Source organism: Methylobacterium segetis (genome assembly GCF_004348265.1).
In the GTDB taxonomy this organism is placed as follows: Bacteria; Pseudomonadota; Alphaproteobacteria; order Rhizobiales; family Beijerinckiaceae; genus Methylobacterium; species Methylobacterium segetis.
The window spans coordinates 55,008-70,125 of record NZ_SMNT01000015.1; the positions used below are offsets into that span (position 1 = coordinate 55,008).

The 15,118-nt window shown below is 73.4% G+C and carries 17 protein-coding genes; 7 read left to right on the forward strand and 10 right to left on the reverse strand.

Features of this window, described 5'->3' with window-relative positions; genetic code table 11:
• The first annotated feature begins 12 nt into the window (after nt 1-12).
• Together hisI and E1J50_RS06180 are read left to right on the forward strand one after the other, a co-directional pair.
• On the forward strand, nt 13-441 hold the full coding sequence (gene hisI, locus E1J50_RS06175) for a phosphoribosyl-AMP cyclohydrolase (protein ID WP_207919156.1): 429 nt from the start codon (nt 13-15) through the stop codon (nt 439-441).
• A complete protein-coding gene (locus tag E1J50_RS06180; RefSeq protein ID WP_132251470.1) occupies nt 438-1,481 on the forward strand; it encodes a patatin-like phospholipase family protein in 1,044 nt (347 codons plus the stop codon). The genes hisI and E1J50_RS06180 overlap by 4 nt, the downstream gene beginning before the upstream one ends.
• An 81-nt stretch (nt 1,482-1,562) precedes the next feature.
• On the opposite strand, the gene E1J50_RS06185 is transcribed toward E1J50_RS06180, so the two are convergent.
• Both E1J50_RS06185 and E1J50_RS06190 read right to left on the reverse strand, forming a co-directional pair.
• On the reverse strand, nt 1,563-1,994 hold the full coding sequence (locus E1J50_RS06185) for a CBS domain-containing protein (RefSeq protein ID WP_132251472.1): 432 nt from the start codon (nt 1,992-1,994) through the stop codon (nt 1,563-1,565).
• Nucleotides 1,995-2,187: 193 nt separating this feature from the next.
• Nucleotides 2,188-3,006, reverse strand: coding sequence for a rhomboid family intramembrane serine protease (locus E1J50_RS06190; protein WP_132251475.1), 819 nt, complete (start codon nt 3,004-3,006; stop codon nt 2,188-2,190).
• Nucleotides 3,007-3,316: 310 nt separating this feature from the next.
• Here E1J50_RS06190 and E1J50_RS06195 point away from each other — a divergent pair, with 310 nt between their 5' ends.
• The 4 genes from E1J50_RS06195 (at nt 3,317) to E1J50_RS06210 (ending at nt 6,669) form a co-directional block, all read left to right on the forward strand.
• Entirely contained in the window at nt 3,317-3,943 is a 627-nt protein-coding gene (locus tag E1J50_RS06195; RefSeq protein WP_132251477.1) for a PAS domain-containing protein, read from the forward strand.
• Between the two features lie 172 nt (nt 3,944-4,115).
• On the forward strand, nt 4,116-4,745 hold the full coding sequence (locus E1J50_RS06200; RefSeq protein ID WP_132251479.1) for a PilZ domain-containing protein: 630 nt from the start codon (nt 4,116-4,118) through the stop codon (nt 4,743-4,745).
• Nucleotides 4,746-5,131: 386 nt separating this feature from the next.
• Nucleotides 5,132-5,758 carry a transglutaminase-like cysteine peptidase gene (locus E1J50_RS06205; RefSeq protein WP_132251482.1) on the forward strand — a complete coding sequence of 209 codons (627 nt, stop codon included), beginning with the start codon at nt 5,132-5,134 and terminating at the stop codon, nt 5,756-5,758.
• A gap of 173 nt (nt 5,759-5,931) precedes the next feature.
• On the forward strand, nt 5,932-6,669 hold the full coding sequence (locus E1J50_RS06210) for a transglutaminase-like cysteine peptidase (protein ID WP_132251484.1): 738 nt from the start codon (nt 5,932-5,934) through the stop codon (nt 6,667-6,669).
• Between the two features lie 24 nt (nt 6,670-6,693).
• On the opposite strand, the gene E1J50_RS06215 is transcribed toward E1J50_RS06210, so the two are convergent.
• The 8 genes from E1J50_RS06215 to E1J50_RS06250 form a co-directional block, all read right to left on the reverse strand.
• Complete coding sequence (locus E1J50_RS06215; RefSeq protein WP_132251486.1) at nt 6,694-7,023, reverse strand: DUF6949 family protein; 330 nt, start codon at nt 7,021-7,023, stop codon at nt 6,694-6,696.
• 128 nt (nt 7,024-7,151) lie between these two features.
• Entirely contained in the window at nt 7,152-7,361 is a 210-nt protein-coding gene (locus E1J50_RS06220) for a DUF3126 family protein (RefSeq protein ID WP_132251488.1), read from the reverse strand.
• Nucleotides 7,362-7,470: 109 nt separating this feature from the next.
• Nucleotides 7,471-8,331, reverse strand: coding sequence for a serine O-acetyltransferase (gene cysE, locus E1J50_RS06225; RefSeq protein WP_132251490.1), 861 nt, complete (start codon nt 8,329-8,331; stop codon nt 7,471-7,473).
• 360 nt (nt 8,332-8,691) lie between these two features.
• Nucleotides 8,692-9,582: a helix-turn-helix transcriptional regulator gene (locus E1J50_RS06230; protein ID WP_132251508.1), complete on the reverse strand. Its 891-nt coding sequence runs from the start codon at nt 9,580-9,582 to the stop codon at nt 8,692-8,694.
• Between the two features lie 308 nt (nt 9,583-9,890).
• Nucleotides 9,891-10,898, reverse strand: coding sequence for a transglycosylase SLT domain-containing protein (locus tag E1J50_RS06235; protein WP_132251492.1), 1,008 nt, complete (start codon nt 10,896-10,898; stop codon nt 9,891-9,893).
• A 157-nt stretch (nt 10,899-11,055) separates the two neighbouring features.
• The gene (locus E1J50_RS06240) at nt 11,056-11,871 is read right to left on the reverse strand and encodes a Cof-type HAD-IIB family hydrolase (protein ID WP_132251494.1); all 816 of its coding nucleotides are present in this window, start codon (nt 11,869-11,871) and stop codon (nt 11,056-11,058) included.
• Entirely contained in the window at nt 11,868-12,386 is a 519-nt protein-coding gene (locus E1J50_RS06245) for a gluconokinase (RefSeq protein WP_245516451.1), read from the reverse strand. The genes E1J50_RS06240 and E1J50_RS06245 overlap by 4 nt, the downstream gene beginning before the upstream one ends.
• Nucleotides 12,387-12,528: 142 nt before the next feature.
• Complete coding sequence (locus tag E1J50_RS06250) at nt 12,529-13,812, reverse strand: alpha/beta hydrolase (protein ID WP_132251498.1); 1,284 nt, start codon at nt 13,810-13,812, stop codon at nt 12,529-12,531.
• A 370-nt stretch (nt 13,813-14,182) separates the two neighbouring features.
• On the opposite strand from E1J50_RS06250, the gene E1J50_RS06255 reads away from it, so the two are divergent.
• On the forward strand, nt 14,183-15,118 hold a 936-nt coding region (locus E1J50_RS06255), incomplete at its 3' end, for a polysaccharide biosynthesis/export family protein (RefSeq protein WP_132251500.1).

Genomic DNA, 15,118 nt, shown 5'->3' on the forward strand with positions numbered 1-15,118 from the left:
GCACGCGAGAGGATGCCCGCGATGACCACCCCGCCCTTCCCGGCGCCGGGCCCCCGCGCCGAGGTGGAGGAAGGCGATGCCTTCACGCCCCGCTTCGACGCGAACGGGCTCGTCTCCTGCATCGCGGTCGACGCGCGGGACGGGCAGGTCCTGATGCTCGCCCACATGAACGCCGAATCGCTCCGGCGCACCCTCGAGACCGGCGAGGCCTGGTACTGGTCGCGCTCGCGGGGCGAGCTCTGGCACAAGGGCGCCACCTCGGGGCAGGTCCAGCGCGTCGTCGAGATGCGGGTCGATTGCGACCAGGACGCCGTGCTGATCCGCGTCGAGGTCGGCGGCGACGGGGGCTGCTGCCATACCGGCCGGCGCGCCTGCTTCTACCGGAGCGTCAGCCTCGAGCCCTCCGACGGGCGCGCGACGCTCCGGCCCGTTGGCGCGTGACCTGGGAGGCGTCCCTCGGCGCCTTCCCCGAACCGTCCGGCCTCGTCCGGCACGGGGCGCCCGGCGCCGTCGAGCCGGTGCGGCCGCCCTGCCCGCGCGGGCCGCGGATCGGGCTGGCGCTCGGCGGCGGCTCGGCCCGGGGCTGGGCGCATATCGGCGTGCTCCGGGCGCTGGAGGAGGCGGGCCTCCACCCGGACGTGGTGGCGGGCTGCTCGATCGGGGCCGTGGTCGGCGGCTGCTACGCGGCCGGCAAGCTCGACGCGCTGGCGGAATTCGCCCTCTCCCTGACGAAGCGCCGGGTGGTCGGCCTCCTCGACGTGCGGCTCTCGGGCTCGGGGCTGATCGGCGGCGACCGGCTGCGGCGGCGCCTGGAGGGCGATCTCGCGGACCGCCGCATCGAGGGATTGCCCATCCGCTTCGCGAGCGTCGCGACCGAGCTCGGCACCGGCCACGAGGTCTGGCTGACGAAGGGCCGGCTCGTCGAGGCCGTGCGCGCCTCCTACGCCCTGCCCGGCATCTTCCCGCCGCTGCCCCTCGACGGGCGGCTCCTGATGGACGGGACGCTGGTCAACCCCGTCCCCGTGACCCTCGCCCGGGCGATGGGGGCCGACCTCGTCATCTGCGTGAACCTCAATTGCGACCCGCGGGTGCGCGGCGGCACCGTGATCGCCCCGGACGGGCCGGACCCGGTCGAGACGGGGGTGGCCGGCGCCGCCGAGGCGCGCCACCGCTGGAGCCTGCTGCACAGGGTCCGAGGGGCGGGCCGGCGCATCGCCGGGCGGCGGAGCCCGCGCCCGGCCGAGGGGGCGCCCGGCGTCGCGCGCGTGATGTTCGACGCCTTCAACATCACCCAGGACCGGATCTCGCGGGCGCGCCTGGAGCGCGACCCGCCCGACGTCGCCATCGGCCCGAAGCTCGCCGGGATGGGGCTGTTCGAGTTCCACCGGGCGGCGGAGGCGATCGCGGCCGGCCATCAGGCGGGCCGGGCCGCCCTCCCCCGCATCCGGGCGGCGCTGGAGGGCGCGAGCGCCCGGACGTGAGGGAGCGCGGGCGCCCGCGCTCCGCCACGGGAGGCGGGACGCGCTCCCTCTCCCGGTCGGGAGAGGGGACCCGCGACGGCCTCAGGCCATCGTGATGTAGTCGCGCATCGCCTGATGCTCGGCCTCGACGGCCGCGATCCGGCGCTTGACCACGTCGCCGATCGAGACGAGGCCGACGAGCTTGCCGTCCTCGCAGACGGGAACGTGGCGGAAGCGGCCCTCGGTCATCAGGTGCATCACCTCCTCGATCGTGGCGGTGCGCTTGCAGCTCGTGACGGTGCGGGTCATGTGGGCCGAGACGGGCGCGTCGAAGGCGGACGCGGCCTGACGGGCGAGCGCCCGCATGATGTCGCGCTCCGAGAGGATGCCGACGACGTGTCCCTCGGGATCGCAGACGACGAGGGCGCCGATGCCCTTGTCGGCCAGCAGGTGGATCGCATCGTCGAGGGTACGCTCGGGCTGCACCGTGACGACGGAGCTGCCCTTCTCGGCGAGGATGCGTGCGACGGTCATGTATGTCCCTCCCTGGACGAACATGCGCGCCGTCAGCCCGCGGCGCGTCGACAATGGCGACCGGCCGGGTTGCATCCCGGCACTCGTGCGGATCGCGGCAAGTGTGTGGCGGGCCAGCGCCCAAGGCAAGCGCGAGGGTTGAGCCCGCGGCCGGAAAACTGGAATTTTTTCGCCGCGCCCGGCCGATTCGGGCTCAGCCCCGCCCCGATTCCGGGCCGTCGATGAACGGGAACAGGAAGAATCCCACCACGAAGCCGCCCAGATGCGCGTCCCAGGCCACCGCCGCGCTCTCGACGCCGAGGGGCAGGGTGATCGCCCCGAACAGCAGGTTCGTCACGAGCCAGATGCCGAGGAACACGACCGCCGAGCGGTTGCGCATCAGCTCGGGGATCGATTCCAGCGCGCGCCGCGGCGGCACCTGCCAGGGCTGGGTGCCGTAGCCCGGGGGCGGGGGCCGGAAGACGAAGCGGGCGGCCGCCGCCATCAGGGCCGAGATGCCGGCGGAGGCGCCGACAAGGGGGGCGAGGCTCAGGGGATCGAGGGCGACGTGGAGCGCGCCCCCCGCCACGGTGCCGGCGAGCGCGAGCAGCCCGAAGCGCCAGGGCCCGCAGCGGCGGGCCACGGGCGAGCCGAACGCGGCGAGCCAGACGCAGTTGAAGATCACGTGCATCCAGGAGCCGTGCAGCAGCGCGTAGCTCGCGAAGGTCCAGGGCGCGGCGTCGGGCTCGGCCACGAGGTAGCGGGCGAAGGCCTCCCGGGCGGCGCTGAGGGCGGCATCGTTCGAGACGGCGGCCTTCAGCACCTCCTCCCCCTGGGCCGGGTCGATCGCGACCGTCCAGCGCGCCGGCACCAGGGCGAGGTCGAGGACGAGCCGGATGTCCCAGGCGTCCGGCAGCACGAAGTCGCGCAGGGCCTGGATCGCGAGCATCACGCCGATCGCGGCCGTGACCACGCGGGGCATGTTGAAGACGGGCACGCGGCTCTGGCGCGGGAAGTCGGGCGAGGCATCCATGGCCCCACCATGTCGGCGCGCCGCCCGGGCCGGCAACCCCCCAAAACGACGTCCCGGGCGCGTTGACGCCTGCCCCACGGCGCCCGCGCGCGTGCGGGACGCCTTGTCAACAGGCCGTTAACCTTGACGAAAGGTTGCGCGAGCGCGGGGGCGGCCCTCGCCCTAGGGTAGTCTCTCAGGCGGACCGAATCGCCTGCGGCCCCCGCGGACCGCGGGCGGGCCGCGCCCGCCGCGAGCCGCCTCGACGCCTTCCCAGCCCCACCCGACCCCGCCCCACCCGACGCACCAGGCCGCGACGCCCCAGGTCACCATGAAGCATCCGACGAGCCGTCTGCTCCACAGCTACTGGGACCGGTTGCGGGGCGAGCGCGCCGCGCCCGAGCGCGCCGAGATCGAGCCGGGCGAGATCCGCAACCTCCTGGCGGACAGCCTGATCCTGGAGATCGACCTCCCCGCCCGCAGCGCCGCCCTGCGGCTCGCCGGCACGCGGGTCTGCGCCCTGTTCGGGCGCGAGCTGAAGGGCGAGAGCTTCGCCGGCCTCTGGGGGGCCGAGCCCGCGGCCGATCCCTGGCGCCTGATCGAGATCGTGGCCGGCGACACGGTCGGCGTTGTGGCGGGCCTGCGCGGCGCCACGGGCCGCGGCGAGACGGTGGACCTCGAATTGCTGCTGCTGCCGCTGCGGCACCGGGGGCGGACGCAGTCGCGGGTGCTCGGCTCCCTCAGCCCGATCGCGATTCCCGGCTGGCTCGGGCTGCGCCCGGTCGAGACCCTCTCCGCCACGACCCTGCGGGTCCTCTCCGACTGGCCCGCCCGCGGGGCGGAGGCGCCCGCGGCCGAGCGGGCGGGCGGCCTGCCCGCCGGCCTGCCGCTCCCGGCCAACGACAGCGTGCCGCTGCGCCGGGGGCATCTCCTCGTCCACAGGGGCGGGCGGCCCTGAGCGGCCCGAGACCGGGCGCATCTCGGATCGGACAAAGCCTTTCGTAACCCGATCGCCCCTACAAGGGGCTTCGGACGACTTGGGACCGGTGCGCGCGGCGCCCGCCCGGGCGCGTCCCGACCGCGAGGGCGGGCGTTTCGCACGAGGCTCCCGAGCCAGACCCTGGAATGGCATGACCGAGGCCGCCGCACTGTCCGGCACACTCCGCCGGCTGAAGACGCTGCAGGGCGCCGAGCAGCGCCGCCACCAGCGCGTGAAGATCGCGATCCTGGGGCGCTACATGCTCTCGGACCGGCGCGAATATCCCTGCCAGACGGTCGACATGTCGCCCGGCGGCGTGCGCCTGACCTGCGCGGTCGTGGGCGCGATCGGCGAGCGCGTGGTGCTCTACCTCGAGCATATCGGCCGGATCGAGGGCGTCATCGTCCGCCATCCGTCGGGCGGATTCGCCGTCCAGCTCAACGCGACGCCGCGCAAGCGCGACAAGATTGCCTCGCAGCTCACCTGGCTCGCCAACCGCGAGGTGCTCGGCCTGCCGGAGGGGCGCTCCCACGAGCGCCTCACGCCGACGCAGCCCGCCGTGACGCTGCGCCTCGAGAGCGGGATCGAGTTCCCCGCCCGCCTCATCGACGTCTCGATGTCGGGCGCGGCCATCGCGGCGAGCGAGCGGGTGCCGATGGGCGCCACCGTCACGGTCGGCCGCACCCCGGGCCGCCTCGTCCGCCATTTCGAGGGCGGCTTCGGCGTGCAGTTCCTGTTGCCGATCTCGCCCGACCGCTTCCACGACGGCATGACGCTCTGAGAGCGCAACGCTCCGGGAGCGCGATGTTTCGGGAGCGCGACGCTCCGGGAGCGCGCCAGGGTCGCTCCCCGTCGCTGCGCCCCCTCTCGGAACGAGGGGGAGCCCGCGCCCGGCAGGGCGACGTCGGGACCTCGCCGGATCGCGGGTGAATCGCCCGTCCGCCCACCGGCCGGAAACGCGCCCGCCTCCTTCCGCGGCCCCGGTCGCCTCACGGTTTCCGGATCCTGAATCCGATCCGCCCAGTCTTCACGAATGCGGCAGCCCTCGGTTCGCCCCGTTGAGAACGCGGCCTTTTCGGGGCGCGAATCGATAAAATTGCGCGCATCCGCTTCAGCGCGGAACAGCCCGGCGGGCCCATCCTCTCTCGCATGGATGGGGTGCTCGCCATGTGCAGCAAGACGACAATCGCTCTCGGTCTCCTGGTTCTCGCCGCGCTCGGCCTGAGCGCTCCGGCGCGGGCGCAGACCCTCGCCGCCCTGCCCGCCCCCTCCGCCTCTGCGACGCCCTCCGGCGAGGCCCGCCCGATCATCGCCTGGGCGGCCTTCTGCCAGGGCCACGCGGCCGAATGCGCCGTCGACCCGGCCGAGCCCGCCGCCATCGCCCTCACGGCCGCGACCTGGAACACGATCGTGTCGGTGAACCGCCGGGTGAACAAGGCGGTGCGCCCGATGACCGACCTGGAGCATTGGGGCGTCGCCGACCGCTGGGACATGGCCGAGGACGGGATCGGCGATTGCGAGGATTTCCAGCTCCTGAAGCGGCGCCTCCTCGTCGAGGCGGGCCTGCCCCGCCGGGCCATGCGCATGACCGTCGTCATCGACGAGAAGGGCGAGGGCCACGCGGTGCTGACGCTCGTCACCGACCGCGGCGACTTCATCCTCGACAACAAGACGAGCGCCGTGCTCGCCTGGCACCAGACCGGCTACACCTTCATCAAGCGCGAGAGCCAGGACCGGGTGGCCTGGGTGTCCCTCGGCGGCGTCACCTCCCCGGTCACCACCGCCAACCGCTGAAACCCGCCGCGGAACCCGGTCGCTGAACCCCCACCGGTTGCAGCGATGCATCACCGTCCCGGATTGGAACCAATCCGCCCCGGGCGAGTTAACGGGGGTTTAACTTTGCCATTGAGCCCCGGCCCGGCCCGTGTCAGCTTTGCCGCCTGAGGATCGGTCGGCGGGGCGCGGGGATGCGGCACGGGGGTCTCGGAGGGAGCGGCGCCGCTGCGGCCGCTGAAGGCGCCCCCTGGCTCGGCGCATGGGAAGCCCTGGAGCCCGCGCGGCTGGCGCGCGGCCTGCGCCGGCGCCTGAACCGCAGCGCCGGCCTCGCCCTGGTCGGTGCGATCCTGATGCTCGGCGGCGCCACCACCCAGGCGCGCACCGGGCCGACGCTGCCCGAACCGGGCACGCCCGTGGAGACCGGGGCCGCGGTCAAGCCCGTGGCGGCCTGGAGCGCCTTCTGCGAGCGGATGCCGGCCGAGTGCACGGTCAACACGGCCGAGCCCGCCTTCATCCATCTCGACGCCGCGATCTGGCGCACGCTGACGAGCGTCAACCGGCGGGTGAATGCCCGCATCAAGCCGATCACCGACCAGGCGCAGTGGGGCGTGATCGACCGCTGGGACTACCCGGACGACGGCTTCGGCGATTGCGAGGATTACCAATTGCTCAAGCGCCGCATGCTGACCGAGCGGGGCCTGCCCCGGCGGGCCTTACGCATGACGGTCGTGATCGACGATATCGGCGAGGGCCACGCGGTGCTGATGGTTCGCACCGACCGGGGCGACTTCATCCTCGACAACAAGACCAACGCGGTGCTGCCCTGGGCCCGCACCGGCTATTCCTACGTCAAGCGCGAGGGCCAGGACGGGACGCGCTGGGTCTCGCTGAACGGCGGCGCCTCGCCGGTGACGACGGCCAACCGCTGAGGGGCCGGCCTCGGTCCCCTCGCCTCAGGCGCCGACGAGGAGCGCGGCGAGGTCGATGGCGATGCGGCCGGAGATCAGGCCCCAACCGCAGGCGATCATGGTCGCGAGCATCACGAAGGGGATCGGGCGCCCCTCGATGCGGCGCCCGCGCACCGTGTTGCGCAGGATGATGAAGGGGGCCGAGAAGGCGAGCACCGGCAGGGCGGCCACCGCCGCGACGCCGCCGCGCTCCAGGAGCGAGAAGCTCGCCCGCCGCTCCGTGAACAGCTCGTAGGCGCTGGCGAGCAGGCCCGAGAGGGCGAGCCCGACGCAGAGGGTCTGGATCGTGTCGAGAGCCGAGGTGTCGAGAGCCATACGCGACGCGCTCCACCGTTAACGGACGATGAAGCCACTCTGCCCCATGGTTGACGAAACGTTAAGCGCCGGCCGGGGTTAGGGTTAACCCCGTGCACAGCTGCGCGGGCGCGGGCGCCCGGGATGCCTCAATCCTCGAGGTCGATGTCGAGGATCGCCATCCGGAACATGAAGGAATCGTCGCCGTCCTCCTTGTCGTCGGAGATGACGCCGATCGATTCCTGGCCGATGAACACCTCGGCGGAATCGGCGGATTTCATCGCGACGACGCGGATGTTGGCGTTCGCGAACGTGCGGCGCAGGTAATCCTGCAGCTTCGCGATCTCGGGCTTGGTCACGCTGTCTCGTCTCCGTCGTGGCGCAAGGGGATGACGGTGGCCTTGCCATGCCCGGCCGCCAGCGGCAAGCGCGGCCGGACGCCCCCCTCCCCGATCGAGGCGCCGGGCCTCAGATGCCCTCGGCCATGTGGATGAACTGGTCCATGCTGACGAGCTGGTCCATGGCGCGCGCCGGCTCGGCGCAGCCCGCCGTGCCCACGACGCGGGCCGGCACGCCGACGACGGTGGTGTTGGGCGGCACCGGCCGCAGCACCACGGAGCCGGCCGCGACCCGGGCGCAGGCCCCGACCTCGATGTTGCCGAGGATCTTGGCGCCCGCCCCGATCATCACGCCGCGGCGGATCTTCGGGTGGCGGTCGCTGCCCTGCTTGCCCGTGCCGCCGAGGGTGACGGCGTGCAGGATCGAGACGTCGTCCTCGATCACCGCCGTCGAGCCGACGACGAGGCCGGTGGCGTGGTCGAGGAAGATCCCGCGCCCGATCCGGGCGGCGGGATGGATGTCGCACTGGAATACCTCGGAGGAGCGGCTCTGCAGGTAGAGGGCGAGGTCGCGCCGCCCGTGGCCCCAGTACCAATGGGCGAGGCGGTGGGCCTGGATGGCGTGGAAGCCCTTGAAATAGAGGACCGGCTCGATCGCCCGCGAGGTGGCGGGGTCGCGGTCCATCACCGACACGATGTCGGCCCGGAAGGCCTCGCCGATGCGGGGATCGTCCTGCAGGGCCTCGTGGAAGCCGTGGGCCACGAGCTCGGCCGGCAGAGAGGCGTGCCCGAGCCGGGCGGCGACGCGGTGGGCGACCGCGCCCTCCAGCGTCGCGTGGTTCAGGATCGTCGCCACGATGAAGGAGGCGAGCTGCGGCTCCTCGCGGAGCACGGTCTCCGCCTCGCCGCGCAGGCGCGACCAGACCGGATCGCACACGCCGGCGATCGGATCGTGGCCGGCGGCGGGGCTGATCGACGGGCTGGCGGTCATGGGCTTCTCCTCGGGACCGTGGGGCCGCCGGGCTCCCCTTTCGGCGGGAGGAGGGGCGGCCGGCCGGGAACGATTCTAGCGCGAATTCGCTGCGGGCGAAAAAACGGGCCTGCGGATCGCGGGGCGGGCGGCGGCAAGATCCTCGCTGCCTGCCTCGCTGCAATGCACCGTGCCCCTACCGTGGGGTGCCGGCCGGGTGCGATCAAGACCCTTAGGGGGCGAGGCGCTTCAAAGCCGCGTGCCTGTCGCCCGGGCGGCCGCAGCCTTCCCGCGCCGCCACGGCCGGCATGGCGGCGCGCGAGGTCCGGCGCGAGGCGTCAATCGGAACGTCCGGTCGCGGCGCGAGGCCCGCGGCCGCCCTCACGCGCTGCGGCGGCGCTCCTGCGTGCCGAAGCGGGCCTCGATCGCGGCGGTGAGGCGGTCCACCATCACGTCGATCGGGATGTCGGAGGTGTCGACCACCGTCGAGGCGCGGGCGTAGAGCGGCTCGCGGCTGGCGAGCACCGCGCGCAGCTCCTGCATCGCGGTGGCGTGGTCGCCGGTCGGGGGCAGGTTGTCCTGGTCGCGCACCCGCTGCATGTGCTCCTCGGGCTTCGCGCGCAGCCAGACCGTGAAGAAGGCCTGCAGCAGCAGGTCGTAGGTCAGGGGCTCGGCCACGATGCCCCCGCCGGTGGCCAGGATCAGCGGGCCCGGATGCTCGGTGAGGCGGCGCAGCGCCGCCTGCTCCAGCCGGCGATAGCCCTCCTGCCCGTAGATCGCGAAGATCTCCTTCACCGAGAGGGCGTTCTCGCGCTCGATCTCGGCGTTGAGCTCCACGAAGGTCCAGCCGAGCCGCTCCGCCGTGAGCCGCCCGAGGGTCGACTTGCCGGCGCCGCGCAGGCCGATCACGGCGACGCGGGGCTTGGGCACGCTGCCGTCGGCGAGCGCGCCGCCGGCGAGCAGCGCCTTGGCGGCCGCGATCTGCTCGGGCGCGGCCTGGGCCACGAGATCGCGCATCACCTGCCAGTCGGGCGTGAGGTCCTGGCCCGCGATGAGGTCGTCGAGGCGCACGCCCATGGCGTTCGCCACCCGCCGCAGCAGGATGATCGAGACGTTGCCCTGGCCCCCTTCGAGCTGCGCGATGTAGCGCTCGGACAGGCCCGAGGTCTGCGAGAGCAGCTTGCGCGACAGGCCGCGGACCGTGCGCGCGTGCCGCACCCGCCGACCGAGCTCGGTCAGGAAGAGGGTTTCTTGTTCCGCCGCGCCGGCCATCGGGTCGCCCATGTTCCCAGTCTCGCAAGCAAGGCCGGTGCCTCGCGAGCGCGTTGATACTCGACCTCCGCCGCCTCGTCTCCACGAACGCCGAAAGCGGCAGAATTGTGCAGCATCCTGTGGATGGATGCGCGTACGATATCGGTGTTCGGAAGGAAAATTCCGTTCGTCCCGAGCAAGCTTTGCCATCGGGGACATGCCGATGCTCACACGGGCACGGCACTGAACACACCCGTGATCGGATGGATGTGTTGACGGGAGCGGCCCCGATCAAGCGCGGCCGCGTATTTCTCCGGAACGGGGAGCGATTACTGCCCGGCGGGAAGCGCCGTCGCCTCGAGGATGGGCGCCGCGGCGGAGGGCGCCTTGCGCGCGGCCGGACGGACGATGGCGGCGAGGAGCTGGGGCGAGGGGCGGCGCGGCGGCAGCGGGACCTCGACCGATTCGGCGGCACCCTGCGCGGCGGAAGGCTGGGCCTGAGCCGCCGGGGCCGGCGGCGGGCCGCCCTGAGGGCCGACCGAGAGGGCGGCGAGGTCCGGCGCGGCGAGGCTCGCGACGGCGGATCCGCCGAGGCCGGCCGGGCGGCGGGGCGGCAGGGGGACCTCGACGGAGGCCGAGGCCTGCGGGGCGGCCTGCTGCGCCTCCGCGGCCCCCGGCGGCTTGCCCGCGGCGGCGAGACCGGCGGCGGGATCGAGGCTTGCCAGCTGCACGGTGTCGGCGCCCCCGAGGGCGGCCGGGCGGCGCGGCGGCAGCGGCACCTCGACGGGCCCGCTCGCCGCCGCCTGCGGGGCGGCATAGGCCAGAGCCGGGCCGGAGGCGGCGTCGGAGGGGCGCAGGCTGAACAGGCTGGCGAAGGCGCCGGCCGAGGCGGCGGGGGCGGGCAGCGTCGGCGTCTCGTCGGCCACCTCGGTGGTGATGCCCTGGCGCTTGGCCGCGTAATAATAGCCCCGGTTGTAGTAGTGATAGGCCTGGGCGAGGTTGCCCTTGGCGGTGCGGTAGGCCCCCGCCAGATAGGCCACCCCGTAGCGCAGGTTCACCTTCGGGTCGTAGAGGCCGCTCGCATCGCCCCTGTAGCCGAGGCCGCGGGCGGTCGCGTGCTTGATCTGCATCAGGCCGAGCGCGCTGCCGCCCTTCGCGTTCGGATTGTAGTTGCTCTCGCGCTTGACGACCTGGTGCACGAAGCTCGCCGGGACGCCGTTCGCCCGGGCATGCTCCTCGATCAGCGCGTCGATGTTGTCCCGCGCGACCTGCTGGGCGAGCGCGGGCGCCGGCGCGGCCGCCAGGAGGGCGGCGAGGAGCAGGAGGCGGCGATTCATGCGCGAGACCCGGTTCGCTTGTTCTTCACGGCCTAGGTCGAGGCGAAATGAGGCCGGAAAGCGGCTTCCCTGCGGTTGCCTGTGGGCGGCGTGGCCGTTGACCCCGGCCTGTGCTCCGTGCGCCACAGACCCTTCGGGCCGGCGCCGGGCCGGGGGCTCAGGTCAGGACGAGGCGGGTGATCGCCTTCGCGAAGCCGTCGGAATCGTTGGCCTCCGTCACCGCGTCGGCCCGCGCCTTCAGGCTCTCCACGGCGTTGCCCATCGCGATGGAGAGGCCGCTGCGGGCGAACAGGGCCGCGTCGTTGCCCGCATCCCCCAGGGTCGCGATCCGGGCGCGCGGGATGCCGAGATGCCCGGCCATCCAGTCGACGAAGCGGCCCTTGTCGAGGCCGGGCGGCGTCACGTCGAGATAGTAGGCCTGCGAGCGGTGGACGCTCGCCCGCGGGCCGAGAACCGCCGCGACCTCCGCCTCGCAGGCGGCGAGATGGGCGGCGTCCGGGCTCACGCCGACGATCTTCGAGGCGCAGGCGAGCAGGGGTTCGAGATCGGCCGCGATGGCGGGCTCGGCCTGGAGCGTGCGCCGCTCGAGATCCGTGTAGGGCGCGTCCGGGTCGCGCAGGAACCAGGCGCCCCGCGCGAACACCCAGACGTCGAGGCCCGCGGCGTCGAGGCGGTGGGCCGCCTCCCGGGCGGCCTCCTCCGGGATCAGGGTCTCGCTGAGGATCGTGAGATCCGGGCGCACGATGCTCGCCCCGTTGAAGGCGGCGAGCGGCAGAATCAGCCCCAGCGCCTCGACGAGGGGCCGGAGCCCGACGGGCGGCCGGCTCGAGGCGATGGTGAAGCCGATCCCCGCCTCGCCCAGGCGCCGCACCGCCGCGACCGCGGCCGGGGTCAGGCGCTTGTCGGAGGTGACGAGGGTGCCGTCCACGTCCGAGATCACGAGCGCGATGTCGTGGCCGCCGGCATCCGTCATGGGCCCCTCCCCTCGTCCCTGCCCTCGCCCTCGCCCTCGAGCCCGAGCCGGGCGACGATCGCCTCGGCGATGGCGTCGGGCGGGTCCTCGATCCCGACGACGATCGCGTCCTCGTCCGGCCCCGGCGGCTCGAGGGCCGCGAACTGGCTGTCGAGGAGGGCTGCCGGCATGAAGTGGCCGCGCCGCTCCGCGATCCGTTCCGCGACGCGCGCACGGCTGCCGTCGAGATGCACGATGCGGACCTCCGCGCGCCCGGCGACGAGCACGTCGCGATAGGCCCGTTTCAGGGCCGAGCAGGCGACGATTCCGGTTTGCCCCGCCGCGAGGCGCTCCCCGATCCAGGCGGCGACGGCCCTGAGCCAGGGCGCCCTATCCGCATCGTCGAGGGCGTGGCCCGCCCGCATCCGGGCGACGTGGTCCGGGCTGTGGAAGCTGTCCCCGTCGACGCAGGCCCAGCCGAGCCGCTCGGCGAGGCAGGCCGCGACCGTGCTCTTGCCGGAGCCCGACACTCCCATCACCACGAGGATGCGCGGTGCGCTCCGTTTTGCCGGGGGTGGGGCCGAGATTTCTGCCAACGCGCGCATCCGGGTTCGGGCCGATGGCCGGATGTCTTAGGGCGCGGAGGGCCTCCGGTCTCGCGTCCGGGCCCGCGGGGCGTCAGCCTGCCGCGGTGAGCGGGGCGGGATCGGGCCCCTCCGGCGCCAGCACCCGCTCGCGCAGGCCCTGCGGCCCCAGCGTCATCGCGAAGAAGTCGTAGGGGCCGCCCCGCTCGTTGGCGAGCAGGAACTGGAAGTGCATCCGGAAGGGCCGCAGCCGGACCCTCGCATAGGTCTCGGGCGACAGGATCTCGCGGAAGCGCGCCGAGCGGATCAGCGGGTTCGCCACCGGCCGCCCCCGCAGGTCGAGGGCGAGGTGCCGGACGGGGTTGAAGCCGGGAAAGTTCATCCAGTCCTGCGGCGCCTGGAAATCGCACCAGACGAGGTGCGGCTGCGTCACGAGGCTTTCCACCTCCGCCCGCAGGCGGCGGGCGCGCGGCTGCAGCGCCACGAGGGGCAGCCCGGAGCCGAGGGTGACGAGGGAGAGGGCCGGCCCCTCCGCGCCGAGGCGCGGATCGCGGGCGAAGAGGCGGGCCGCCACCTCGACGGCGGTGAGGGCGCCGGAGGAATGGCCCACGATCATGACCTCGTCGACCGCCTCGCCCGCCTCCGCCCGCTCGGCGAGCCGCGCCAGCACGATGTCCGCGAAGGCCGCGAGCCTGTGCTCGTAATCGGGCCGCCAGCCCTGGCCGTGCTGCCAGTTGAAGACCCAGTCGTTGAGCAGCTGCCAGAAGAAGATCCGGTTCAGGAAGGCCTCGATCCCCTTGATCCAGACGATGCCGGCCGCGACGCCGAGCGGCAGCGAGAGGTAGATCGGCAGGCCGATGCTGTGGCCGAACCAGTCGCCGAGATGGGCGTGGACCATCGTGCCCAGGAAGACCGACAGCAGCGTCAGCAGCACGACCATGGCGAAGGGATAGAGGATGACGTTCCCGTACTTCCAATTGAGGCGATAGAAACGGAACAACAGGCCGACCAGGAGGGAGTGCAGCGTTCCGGCGACGAGGAGGGCGACGCTGAGGATCCGGGAGCGGGCGAAATCCCGCGCCACGAGGTCGTCCCACAGCAGCACGTCGTACGCGGTCTCGGCGCCCTCGCCGCCCTGGGGCGCCTCGACCCGCCAGCTCTGGACCAGCCCGTCCGGGCTGAGCCGCGCCTCGGAGACCGCCCGACGCTCGCCGCCGAAGCGGCGCGCGTGCCGGTTCAACTCCCGCACGAACAGGAAGCGGTAGCGGCTGCGGCCCTCCGGATCGTAGCCCGGGATATAGAAGACGTGCCGCCGCCGCACCGGCTGCGGGCCGGGACCCCGAAGGTCTGGGGGCGTATAGGTCAAGGGTTGGTTCATCGATCGGGCACTCGGCGCCGGGTCGTGCCGTGTTGCTTGAGCCGAGCGGCCCCCCGATCCTGTCTAGAACATGCGCGGCGGACTTGCATTAACGTGGCCATCCTCTTGCGAGGATTGCAGCGTCGGGGGAGCTCCCGGCAAGGCCGGAGCAGCATCCGCGCCCCGGGCTTGCGCGGGGCTTGTGGGGAGCGGGGACGGCGGAGCCGGCGGGCGGGTCGCCCCGGGACTGTGACCCACCCGCCACGGACAGGGGGGCGGCTTTGGGCTAGGGGTCGGGAGAACCGGCGAGTTGCTGGCGCTCCGTCCCGCGGCCGGGGTTCCGGCGGATGGGCTGCAGCGGCAGACGAGAGAAACCGACAGGCGATCCTGGATGCGCGCCCTTCCCCTTCTCCTGTGCACTGCGCTCGCGGTGTCGGGCTGTAACGTCCTGCCCGGGGCAGGTCCGACGGCCGGCGCGATCGCGTCGGGCGCGGAGACGGTGACGAGCGAGGGGGTGTTCGCCCGCTACGAGATCGTCGACATCACCCCGGCCGTGGTCGAGTCGCTGCGCTCGCGCCCCCTCGACAGCCTGCTCGCCTCGTTCGGCGACAACCGGCCCGCCCTCGAACCCGTCATCGGCGTCGGCGACTTCGTCGCCGTCTCGATCTGGGAGGCCGGCTCCGGCGGCCTGTTCTCCGGACCCCTCGTCGCCGACCGCTTCTCGGCCGGATCCAAGTCCGCCCTCATCCCCGAGCAGGTCGTCTCCCGCGACGGCGCCATCTCCGTGCCCTATGCCGGCCGCATCCAGGTCGCCGGACGCCGCACCCAGGACGTCCAGGCCCTGATCGAGACCGAACTCGCCGGCAAGGCCATCCAGCCCCAGGTGCTCGTCTCCGTCACCCGCCCCGTCTCCCAGGCCGTCACCGTCACCGGCGAAGTCGCCGGCGGCGCCCGCCTGCCGCTCTCGGCCAAGGGCGACCGCCTGCTCGACGTGGTCGCCTCCGCCGGCGGCGTGCGCGCCCCCGTCGCCGAGACCTTCGTGCGGCTCTCGCGCGGGCCCACCACCGCCACCGTGCCGCTCACCACCGTGGTCTCCAACCCGCGCGAGAACATCTACCTGCGCCCGGGCGACGTGCTCACCCTGGTGCGCGATCCCCAGACCTTCCTGGCGGTCGGCGCGCTCGGCAACTCCACCGAGATCCCGTTCCAGGCCGAGGGCATCACGCTCGCCCAGGGCCTGGCCAAGGCCCGCGGCCTGTCCGACTTCCAGGCCGACCCCTCCGGCACCTTCATCTTCCGCTTCGAGCCCGCCAGCGTGGTGCGCAAG

Bases quoted from the DNA above. Each gene is read 5' to 3' on its own strand.
- hisI (WP_207919156.1), top strand. From the start codon at position 13: ATGCCCGCGATGACCACCCCGCCCTTCCCGGCGCCGGGCCCCCGCGCC.
- E1J50_RS06185 (WP_132251472.1), bottom strand. From the start codon at position 1,994: ATGACCGTCGCACGCATCCTCGCCGAGAAGGGCAGCTCCGTCGTCACG.
- E1J50_RS06190 (WP_132251475.1), bottom strand. From the start codon at position 3,006: ATGGATGCCTCGCCCGACTTCCCGCGCCAGAGCCGCGTGCCCGTCTTC.
- E1J50_RS06195 (WP_132251477.1), top strand. From the start codon at position 3,317: ATGAAGCATCCGACGAGCCGTCTGCTCCACAGCTACTGGGACCGGTTG.
- E1J50_RS06200 (WP_132251479.1), top strand. From the start codon at position 4,116: ATGACCGAGGCCGCCGCACTGTCCGGCACACTCCGCCGGCTGAAGACG.
- E1J50_RS06205 (WP_132251482.1), top strand. From the start codon at position 5,132: ATGTGCAGCAAGACGACAATCGCTCTCGGTCTCCTGGTTCTCGCCGCG.
- E1J50_RS06210 (WP_132251484.1), top strand. From the start codon at position 5,932: ATGCGGCACGGGGGTCTCGGAGGGAGCGGCGCCGCTGCGGCCGCTGAA.
- E1J50_RS06215 (WP_132251486.1), bottom strand. From the start codon at position 7,023: ATGGCTCTCGACACCTCGGCTCTCGACACGATCCAGACCCTCTGCGTC.
- cysE (WP_132251490.1), bottom strand. From the start codon at position 8,331: ATGACCGCCAGCCCGTCGATCAGCCCCGCCGCCGGCCACGATCCGATC.
- E1J50_RS06230 (WP_132251508.1), bottom strand. From the start codon at position 9,582: ATGGCCGGCGCGGCGGAACAAGAAACCCTCTTCCTGACCGAGCTCGGT.
- E1J50_RS06235 (WP_132251492.1), bottom strand. From the start codon at position 10,898: ATGAATCGCCGCCTCCTGCTCCTCGCCGCCCTCCTGGCGGCCGCGCCG.
- E1J50_RS06240 (WP_132251494.1), bottom strand. From the start codon at position 11,871: ATGACGGATGCCGGCGGCCACGACATCGCGCTCGTGATCTCGGACGTG.
- E1J50_RS06245 (WP_245516451.1), bottom strand. From the start codon at position 12,386: ATGGGAGTGTCGGGCTCCGGCAAGAGCACGGTCGCGGCCTGCCTCGCC.
- E1J50_RS06250 (WP_132251498.1), bottom strand. From the start codon at position 13,812: ATGAACCAACCCTTGACCTATACGCCCCCAGACCTTCGGGGTCCCGGC.